The sequence below is a fragment of the uncultured Actinomyces sp. genome, from assembly GCF_963542285.1.
Lineage (GTDB): Bacteria > Actinomycetota > Actinomycetes > Actinomycetales > Actinomycetaceae > Pauljensenia.
Map to the genome: position 1 here is coordinate 1 of NZ_CAUTWQ010000027.1, position 9,592 is coordinate 9,592.

Genomic DNA, 9,592 nt, shown 5'->3' on the forward strand with positions numbered 1-9,592 from the left:
GCTGGCGGGGCTGGCGAATAGCCGAGGTGGCGCTTTGTAGCGCCTCGTTCCTGCCCCCTCCACGCTAGCTCCACATGAAGTCGGTGAATGTCGCAGGTTATGCCCTGTGTCTTTTTGCGACTTCCTGTGTCTTTTGGAGGAGGAGACGGAGGAAGGCACGGATGTCGTGTGCGATTCCGCGACTACGTGTGTCTTTTAGGGGAGGGGGCGGAGGAAGGCACGGAAGTCGTGTGCTATTCCGCGACTTCCTGTGTCAATTCGGCGCGTTGCTCCCCGCGTCCGCGGCGGCGTCGCTTGAACAGAACGACCGTCGCGACAACCGCAGCCACCGCGATAAGGCCAAGCCAACCCCACACCGAACCGGCTGCCGCGCGCACGACCGTCATCCAGACGGCAAGCATTCCCAGGCCGTACATGACCGACCACGCAATGCAGCCTGGAATCATGGCAAGTGTGTATTTTTTCCATGACATGCGGACGACACCGGCACCGGCATTGACGGCAGTCTGAACGCCAACAGTGAGGAAGCAGAGGGGAATGATGACGATTCCCCACTGCTCGAGCAGTCGAGCGCCGTACTTCGGGACAGGGCCGTTAAACCAAGCGGCGATCTTTCCTCGCAGGCCATTCTTCTCCGCAGAGGCCAGTGCGCCCTTCGCTGCGCCTCGACCCAGCCAGTAGGTCAGCTGCGCACGCCAAAAAACAACGAAAAACAGGAAAATGAAGAGCGGCAGCCCCGATGATGCCCACGAGGGTGTCAATTATTTGCCTTTCGCGTGCAGTCGGCGCACAGGCCAAAGAGCTCAATTGAGTGCTCAATCTGAGTGTATCCGTGCGAGGCGGCCACCGCAGAGATCCATTTTTCAAGCTCGCCTACCCCCAGGTCTTCAGCGCGCCCGCAGTTACGGCAGACCAGGTGGTGGTGGTGAGTTTGAGTGTCGCACTTTCGGTAGAGCGCCTCGCCCTCAGTGGAGCGCAGAACATCGACTTGGTGATCTTCGGCCAGTGCCTGGAGGTTGCGATACACGGTTGCCAGACCGATTTTGTGCCCGCGCGAGGTCAGGTCCTCGAAGACCTTCTGCGCGCTACGGAAGTCGCGGTGCTCGCTGAGGTTGTCGAAAACCGCCTGGCGTTGCTTGGTCATTCGCTGCATGGCGATCCTTTCATTGACGAGGCCTGTGGTGAGTGTTCTTTTCCCTACCCGCGGGCGGTGGTGGCGTGTGCGTGGTCCGTGCGCGAGGCCTCGGGATGATCGGCGGGGGCGGATAGTGCGCGCATCCTCTGCTTACGCCGGAAGTGATCACGCAGCCCTCGGATTCCGTATCCAACAGCATAGAGAGCAATCGCGGCCACAACAATCGTTGCACCGGGGGAGAGGTCAATGTAGTAGGTCAGGGTTAGGCCTCCCAGACAGAGGAGGGCTCCCAAGACCATTGCGTAAGCCATGGTGCGTCGGAAGGAATGAGCCCCAAGCTGTGCGATGGCTACAGGGACAACCATGAGGGCTGAAACTAGAAGCGAACCGACAATTCGCATGGCAACGACAACCGTCAGAGCAGACAAAATCGCGATCAGCATGGTAAGTGCACGCACGGGAAGCCCGGTCGAGCGAGCGAATTCCTCGTCATTTGTCACCGAGTAGAGCGCTGGAAGCAGCCCGATACCGATCACGACAATGACCAGTGCGAGCAGGCAAATTGACCAGACATCACTGCTTGAAACGGTTGAAATTGAGCCGAAAAGATAGGCGTTGAGCTGGGAGGATGTTCCATTTGCTAAGCCGATCAGCAGTACGCCTCCGGCGATGCCTCCGTAAAAGAGCATGGCAAGGGCGACGTCTGAGGAAGTGCGCCCGGACTGGCGGACAAGCTCGATGGTAATCGCGCCGAGTAAGGACACAACCAGGGCTCCGGGGATTGCCCATTGATCATGCGGTGTGACATTTGCAGCGGTCCCGGCGAGCCATCCCAGTGCCACACCCGTCAAGGAGATGTGGCCGATCCCGTCACCGAGCATCGCGAGGCGACGGTGCACTAGGTAGGTCCCGACGATCGGCGCGCATAAACCCACCAAGAGCGCAGCAAGAAGGGATCGTTGCATCAAGGGGGATGCGAGCATGTCGAAGATCATCGGCTCCCCTCCATTTCGCGGCGGCCTACCGCAGTGCAGTGGTCAGAGTGAGGATCCCGCAAATCGCTTCGAGCAGGGCCGTCGTAGGTGAAGTGTCCGGATCGGATGTGGAGTTCACGGTCGAGGACTGGGGCAAGTTCACCCAACTCGTGCAGAACCAGCAGGATTGTTACGCCCTCGTCCTTTGCCGCCTGGCAGATTTCAGCCAGCCTAGCGCGTGAGGATGCGTCGATTCCGGCCATGGGTTCGTCCATGATCAGGAGCTCGGGCTTGCGGACTAGTGCGCGTGCAATGAGTACGCGCTGCTGTTGCCCGCCGGAAAGAATGTGGAGCGGGTCCTTTGCGCGATGCGCGAGGCCGACGGCGCGCAGTGCTTCCAGTGCCTTCGCTCGGTCACCGCGAGAGTGCCACCACTTGCGAGTTCCCAGGAGTCCGGAGAGAACAACTTCAATGCATGACGAGGAAATTGCGCCGCCGGAGGAGGCGCGCTGGGGAACGTAGCCAATACGTTGCCATGGGATCGAGGAACGTTTGCGGACCGAATTTCCGAAGAGCGTGATATCGCCCGAGGAGATTGGTGCAGTTCCAAGGATTGCTTTCATGAGCGTGGATTTTCCAGCGCCATTCGGTCCGGTCACAGCCACGCATTGCCGTTGAGGGATTGAAGCGGTAACGCCGTGAAGAATGAGGTCGTGGTCCCAAGCGACGTGGACATGGTCCAGAGCAATCACCGGGTCAGTAGAGATATTGAATGTCGTTCCCATTAGTGTCGAGTGTAGTCGTTGGGGCGGCATGGTTCACTGTGGAATCATGCCGCCCCAACGCGGAGATATCAGTTGACTTGTGGTGAAGTGCTTACTCGCAGCTGAGAGCCTTTTGCAGTGCTTCAAGGTTCTCATTCATGACTGCTTCGTAGTCCTTCGAATCATCGGCCTGAGATTCGATCGGATCGAGAACTGCGGTGGTGATTCCCAGGTCCTTGGCCAGGGTTTCAGCAACCTTGGGGCTGAGGAGCTCTTCGGTGAAGATCGTCGTAATTCCCCTGGCCTTGACCGCGTCCGAAATCTGCTTGAGTCGTGCGGGGGAGGGCGTTGAATCAGGATCGAGGCCGGACAGGCCCAGCTGGGTGAGACCAGTGCGATCCGCAAGGTATCCGAAGGCCTCGTGAGAAGTGACGAATTCCTTGTGCTGGCACTTTGCAGTGCCGTCAACGAGCTTCTTGCTCAGTGCTTCCATCTGAGACTTCGTGGATGCAGCGTTCTTCTTGTAGGTCTCTGCGTTGGCCGGATCGGCTTGGGCAAGAGCGTCCCCGATCTGGGTCGCTGCGCTGGCCATGCGCGTGGGATCGAGCCAGAAGTGCGGGTCGGTTGAGCCGTGCTCATGCTCATGTTCGTGAGCTTCTTCGGTTTCTTCGCCGTCGTCAGCGACATCCAATTCGCTTTCGTGCTTCTCGGCGTCAACCAGGTCAACGCTGGTCGAGACGTCGATGACGGTCTTGGGGGCGTTCAGTTCAACAGCCTTGTCGACAGCTGATTGGAAGCCCTTGAGATAGACGACTGCTCCGGCTTGGGAAAGTTGCTGGACCTTTTGGTTCGACAATTCGAGGTCGTGAGGCTCTGCTCCCGGAGGGGTGAGGGATTCGACGTCAACCAGATCGCCGCCGATCTTCTGGGTGAGGTACTGGAGTGGGTAGAAGCTGGCCATAACCTTCATAGGGGAAGCAGAAGCTTGGGAGCTGGAGGCGCTTGACGATGATGAGGCCGAAGAGGAACATGCGCTTAAGGCAAGCGCTGCAGCGGCTGTAATGGCAAATACGGTGTGTGAACGCGAAAAACTCATGATAATCATTATCAAGTGTGTTGATAACGATTGTCAAAGGCGAGCGCGTCCTGTAGAGCTGCGTACAACAAGGTCGGGAGTGAACGCGAAATCCTGATGTTGCTGCGGTTTTTGTGAATGAATTGCATCAAATAGTGACGATACGGCCGAATGTGAAATTGCCTGCACGGGTTGTCGAACCGTTGTGAGAGCGGGAGAGAGGTGGGGCATGAGGAAAGAGTCGTCAAAGCCGATCACCGAGATGTCTCCGGGAACACTGAGACCTCGAGATTGGATTGTTCTAATTGCTCCCATTGCTTGGAGGTCTGAGCCAGCGATGATGGCGGTGATCCCAGCATCGATCAGTGCATGAGCAGCCGAGGCTGCAGCTTCGTAGGTGTAGAAGGTCTCGATGATCGTGGGAGTGGTGATCCCGAACTCTTGAGTCATCACTTGGCGGAAAGCCTCGGCCTTGCGTCGCGCTGGGACGACGTGATGGCGCCCGCCGAGCATCGCAATCTTGCGGTGCCCCAGTTCTTTGAGGTGTTGGATGGAGGCGCGGATTCCAAGAGCGTCTTCAGTTGAGAAATCGGGTGCTTGGACTTCCTTACGTGCGCCATTAATGGTGACGAAGGGAAGATGGATTTGGGAGAGGTTTGAGTAGCGACTCAGGTCTGCTTGCAGGTCTGCGTGGCGGCCGGAGACGAAGATGAGTCCTGCAACACCTCGTGCAAGAAAAGCTTGGGTATGCTCCTCTTCGCTGGTGGTGCCGGGAGTTTGTGAAGCGATAAAAGCTTGACCGCCTGCCCTATCGACCTCGGAATGAAGGATATGGGCAAAAGTGGCAAAAATGGGATTTGTCAGTTCTGGGACGATCACTCCGATGATGAGGCGATTGTCGTCAGCCGGCATACTGGGACGTTCGTAGCCAAGTTCGTCGATTGCTGTGAGAACTCGGTATCGAGTGTCGTCCGAAACCTGTCCGACGCCGTTAAATACGCGCGAAACGGTAGCGATGGAAACACCGGCATGTGAGGCAATGTCGGCCATGCGGGTGCGGTTCTTCGACATCGAAGTGCCTTTCGGAAGTGGCGTGCGTGGTAGACGGGACCTGTCTCAAAGATATCATTTTTCTAACAATCCTGAAAACGCTTGCTGAAAATGATTTTCTGCGATTAGAGTGTTCTTAAGTGCGAAGTACGACTGTGTACGAGCAATACTCAATTGATCAGGAGTTGACATGCGACGAGGCATAGCAGTATGCGGAGTTTTGGCAGTTACAGCAACGCTTGCAGCGTGCTCGAATGGAAGCTCGAGTTCTTCGAGCAGCCAGTCGGCAAGTGCGAGTGCTTCTTCCGTCGGTTCGCTGACGGTGTGGGCCGACGACACCCGTTACTCGCAGATCCAGGAGCTGGCCAAGGACTTCACTGCAGCCACCAAGGTGGATGTCCAGGTTGTTCAGAAGTCTGAGACCAACATGGACCAGGAGTTCATCAGCCAGGTTCCGACCGGAAACGGCCCTGACATCATCGTTATGGCCCACGACAAGCTCGGCCAGCTAGTGCAGAACGGCGTTGTTTCCCCCGTTGACTTAGGTGAAGCAAAGTCAAAGTTCTCTGAGGCAGCAATTCAGGGCGTGACCTACGACGGCAAGACCTACGGCGTTCCCTACGCCGTTGAGTCTGTTGCGCTGGTTCGTAACAACAAGCTCACCACTGACACCCCGAAGACCTTCGATGAGATGATTGCTTCGGGTAAGAAAGCCGGTTCGGAATACCCCTTCGTTGTTCAGATGAGCACCGACGGTGACCCCTACCACCTCTACGCTTTCCAGACCTCCTTCGGTAACGAGGTCTTCAAGCAGTCCGCTGACGGCTCCTACACCTCCGAGCTGACCCTGGGTGGAACCGGTGCAACCGAGTTCGCCCAGTGGCTGAAGGAACAGGGAGAAGCAAAGACCCTCAACCCGAACATCACCTCTGACGTCGCCAAGACTGCGTTCCTCCAGGGCAACGCAGCCTACATGGTGACCGGCCCGTGGAATGTCACCGCTGCTAAGGAAGCTGGACTCGACGTCTCCGTCCTCCCGATTCCTTCCGCAGGTGGCAAGGAAGCCAGGCCCTTCGTTGGCGTTCAGATGTTCTACCAGAGCTCCAAGACCCAGAACCAGGTTCTGGTCAACAAGTTCTTCCAGTACCTGGAGACCAAGGAAGCACAGTCCAAGCTGCAGGAGCTGGGTGGACGCGTTCCCGCAATGACCGAAGTTGCTGACTCGCTCACCGACGAAAACCTCAAGCAGTTTGCTTCCGTTGCAGGCTCCGGTCTGCCCATGCCGGCAATCCCCGCAATGGGTTCCGTGTGGGATTACTGGGGCAAGACTCAGGTTGCCATCGTGAATGGTGCCGATCCCGTCTCCTCGTGGGAGACCATGGTCAACAACATTCAGGCTTCCATCAACAAGTAGTGAGGTCTCACGGTTTTGCGGGCGCCCAACCGGGTGCCCGCAAAACCCATACCTGAGTATTCTGTGCTCACGGTCCCCTAATCGCTGTTATAGGTAACGAAGGACCACAATGCCTGCAGCTTCTTCCTCGAGTGCCGTTCAGAAGAACCGAACCTCGCATGCGCGTGATGTCATGCGGCCCGGTTTTATTGTGAAACTCGTCATCATGATGCTCATTAATGCGCTGGGCATCTACGGAATCATGGCGGCATGGGCCGTCGATTCTTGGATCATCATCGGTGTGATGGTGTTCCTGCTCATCGTCATTAACTGGGTGTATTTCTCGAAGAGAGCGCTCCCTGCTAAATATCTTCTTCCCGGAATGATCTTCCTCTTGATCTATCAGCTCTTCGTCATGGGCTACACCGGGTATGTTTCTTTGACCAACTACGGAGATGGTCACAACTCCACGAAGACGGATGCAATCGAAGTTCTTTTGGCCTCGAGCCGTCAGCGTGTTGAAGGATCTCCCACCGTCCAGACTGCGGTCGTTGAAGACGGAAGTGAACTCGGCCTCGTCGTCGCAGACCCCGCGACCGGTGAACTGAAGATTGGAACGGCAACCAAGCCCCTCCAGAGCGTCCAGGGTACGGTCACTGCAATGGGTATTACCGAGGTTTCGGGCTATGAAGTCCTTGACCTAGCTGCTCTTGCAAGCCGACAGGCGGAAGTTTCTAATCTGACGGTTCCTGTGAGCTCAAACCCCGACGATGGCTACTATGTCACGACGGACGGAACCTCCGGCTACCTCGCCAAGTCCACCTTCACCTATGACGAAGCCGCCGATACTCTGACGAACACTGAGACGGGCGTCGTTTACACGGCGAATAACCAGAAGGGTGTCTTTGAAAACAGTGAGGGCAAGCAGCTGTCCCCAGGTTGGCGTGTCTTCGTTGGCGCTTCCAACTATTCACAGATGTTTTCGGGTTCCGGAATTATCAAGCCTTTCCTGAATGCGCTTGTTTGGTCCTTCGTCTTCGCGATCGGATCCGTCCTGACGACTTTCGCCTTCGGACTGATCCTTGCGTTGATCTTCTCCGATCAGAGGATCCGTGGACGCAAGATCTACCAGTCGCTCATGATCCTTCCCTATGCCTTCCCAGCCTTCTTGGCAACCCTGGTGTGGAAGGGCATGCTCAACCAGGAATTTGGCTTCATTAACAAGGTCTTGCTCGGTGGGGCGGACATCCCTTGGCTGACCAATGGACTCTGGGCAAAGGTCGCGATCCTCGGTGTGAATCTCTGGCTCGGCTTCCCCTATATGTTCCTGGTGTGCCTGGGTGCGCTTCAGTCTCTTCCAGGAGACGTTGAAGAAGCTGCGAAGATGGATGGTGCTTCCGGCCTGCGCACCGTGTGGTCAATTAAGTTGCCACTGGTTTTACAGTCCACGACCCCGCTGCTCATTGCCTCTTTCGCATTTAACTTCAACAACTTCTCGTTGATTTACATGCTTACGGGGGGTGGGCCTAACTTTGAAGGTGTGCAGCACTCGCTTGGACAGACTGACATCTTGATCTCGATGGTCTACAAGATCGCCTTTGAGGGTGACCAGCACAACTATGGTTTGGCCTCGGCGATGTCGATCTTCATCTTCGTGGTGGTTGGCGTGATTGCCTGGCTTGGGTTCCGCCAAACGAAGGCATTGGAGGAACTGTGATGAGCACACAAAGCAAAGAAAAGACACAGTTGACAACGCTCCGCGGCTCACGTTGGTGGAAGGAAGTCGGCTGGAGGCATGTCGTGGGTATTGCAGTGATTATTTACTGCCTTATCCCGCTGCTCTACGTGCTCTCGGTGTCGTTCATTTCGAACGCGACACTGACCTACGGTATCAGCTTATCTGATGGACTAACCCTTGATCACTTCAAGGCATTGGGGAGTGACCGGTACAGCATGTACTGGAAGTGGATTCTCAATTCTTTGATCGTCTCGACGGTGACTGCCATCGGAACTGTCCTCATGGGTGCGGCCGCTGCCTACGCCTTCAGCCGCTTCCGTTTCCGAGGCCGTCGTGGAACCCTGACCTTCCTGCTTCTGGTGCAGATGTTCCCGCAGATGCTGGCTTTTGTGGCTCTCTTCCTGCTCTTGCTGGGAATTAAGGATATCTTCCCGGTTTTAGGCTTGAACTCGAAGCTTGGCCTGATCTGCGTCTACTTGGGCGGTGCACTTGGCTCGAACACCTTCCTCCTGTACGGCTTCTTCAACTCCGTTCCTCGCGAACTTGATGAAGCCGCGGAGATCGATGGTGCTTCGCATGCCCAGACATTCTGGACCATCATCATGCCGCTGGTTCTGCCGGTATTGGCAGTTGTTGGTCTGCTGAGCTTCATCTCGAGCTTCGGAGACTTCGTGATTGCCACGGTTGTTATGCAGACCCCCGATCAGTACACGCTGGCGGTTGGTATGTACAACTGGGGATCGAGTGAAACGAATGCGCCGTGGGGTGTCTTCGCTGCGGGCGCTATTATCGCGGCGATTCCGGTGATCTTGCTCTTCCAGTACCTGCAGAAGTACATCGTTTCCGGTTTGACCTCCGGTGCGGTGAAGGGCTAAACGCCCGCTTCTTGCTGATCTAGCCCCGGCCTCGTCCCCTCCCGTAGGAACGACGAGGCCGGGGTTCTTTTGTGTGCGAAAGCGGGGGAGTGGGCGATGGCTCGCAAGAGATTTGATTGGGGACTTGACAGAAGGGTGGGTTCAGTGGTTCATTAGTCATGTAATGAACCACTGAACCGGGGAGGTTACCCATGGCGCCAACATTCGTCTCGGGGATTCCCATCTACGTGCAGATCGCCGACGACATCCGCGCGCAGATCCTGCGCGGCACCCTGCGCGCCGGGGATCAGCTCACCTCCACCACGGAGTACTCCGCGACCTACCGCATCAACCCGGCCACCGTCGGCAAGGCCTTCGCGATCCTCGTCGACCAGGGCCTCGTCGAAAAGCGACGCGGCATCGGCATGTTCGTCGCCGAAGGCGCCCGTGGTGCGCTCGTGGCCGACGGACGCGCCACCTACGTGGAGGAGACCCTGAATCCCGCCGTCGAAGCCGGCCTGGCCCTGGGCCTCGACATCGACGCCATCATCGATCACGTCCGCGCCTACGGTGCCGACACAACCGACAAGGAACGCTCATGATTACCCT

General features: G+C 56.9%; 10 protein-coding genes. 4 read left to right on the forward strand and 6 right to left on the reverse strand.

Translation table 11 applies throughout. From position 1 onward, the window contains the following. Positions 1-233 precede the first annotated feature (233 nt). The 6 genes from RW023_RS08140 to RW023_RS08165 form a co-directional block, all read right to left on the reverse strand. The gene (locus tag RW023_RS08140) at positions 234-761 is read right to left on the reverse strand and encodes a VTT domain-containing protein (RefSeq protein WP_315580717.1); all 528 of its coding nucleotides are present in this window, start codon (positions 759-761) and stop codon (positions 234-236) included. After that, entirely contained in the window at positions 758-1,153 is a 396-nt protein-coding gene (locus RW023_RS08145) for a Fur family transcriptional regulator (protein ID WP_315580718.1), read from the reverse strand. The genes RW023_RS08140 and RW023_RS08145 overlap by 4 nt, the downstream gene beginning before the upstream one ends. Positions 1,154-1,197: 44 nt before the next feature. Next, positions 1,198-2,130 carry a metal ABC transporter permease gene (locus tag RW023_RS08150; RefSeq protein WP_315580719.1) on the reverse strand — a complete coding sequence of 311 codons (933 nt, stop codon included), beginning with the start codon at positions 2,128-2,130 and terminating at the stop codon, positions 1,198-1,200. Beyond that, positions 2,127-2,894, reverse strand: coding sequence for a metal ABC transporter ATP-binding protein (locus RW023_RS08155; protein WP_315580720.1), 768 nt, complete (start codon positions 2,892-2,894; stop codon positions 2,127-2,129). Before RW023_RS08155 ends, RW023_RS08150 begins: the two co-directional genes overlap by 4 nt. A gap of 91 nt (positions 2,895-2,985) precedes the next feature. Next, complete coding sequence (locus RW023_RS08160) at positions 2,986-3,969, reverse strand: metal ABC transporter substrate-binding protein (RefSeq protein ID WP_315580721.1); 984 nt, start codon at positions 3,967-3,969, stop codon at positions 2,986-2,988. A gap of 33 nt (positions 3,970-4,002) precedes the next feature. Further along, entirely contained in the window at positions 4,003-5,019 is a 1,017-nt protein-coding gene (locus RW023_RS08165; RefSeq protein WP_315580722.1) for a LacI family DNA-binding transcriptional regulator, read from the reverse strand. A gap of 169 nt (positions 5,020-5,188) precedes the next feature. On the opposite strand from RW023_RS08165, the gene RW023_RS08170 reads away from it, so the two are divergent. The 4 genes from RW023_RS08170 (at position 5,189) to RW023_RS08185 (ending at position 9,585) form a co-directional block, all read left to right on the forward strand. Next, positions 5,189-6,412, forward strand: a complete 1,224-nt coding sequence (locus RW023_RS08170) for a maltose ABC transporter substrate-binding protein (RefSeq protein ID WP_315580723.1) — start codon at positions 5,189-5,191, stop codon at positions 6,410-6,412. 109 nt (positions 6,413-6,521) lie between these two features. Continuing rightward, positions 6,522-8,108 (forward strand): ABC transporter permease subunit, encoded by a 1,587-nt coding sequence (locus RW023_RS08175; protein ID WP_315580724.1) that lies wholly within the window; start codon positions 6,522-6,524, stop codon positions 8,106-8,108. Beyond that, positions 8,108-9,004, forward strand: a complete 897-nt coding sequence (locus RW023_RS08180) for an ABC transporter permease subunit (RefSeq protein ID WP_315580725.1) — start codon at positions 8,108-8,110, stop codon at positions 9,002-9,004. The genes RW023_RS08175 and RW023_RS08180 overlap by 1 nt, the downstream gene beginning before the upstream one ends. A gap of 191 nt (positions 9,005-9,195) precedes the next feature. Beyond that, positions 9,196-9,585, forward strand: coding sequence for a GntR family transcriptional regulator (locus RW023_RS08185; RefSeq protein ID WP_315580726.1), 390 nt, complete (start codon positions 9,196-9,198; stop codon positions 9,583-9,585). The last annotated feature ends 7 nt before the right edge of the window (positions 9,586-9,592 follow it).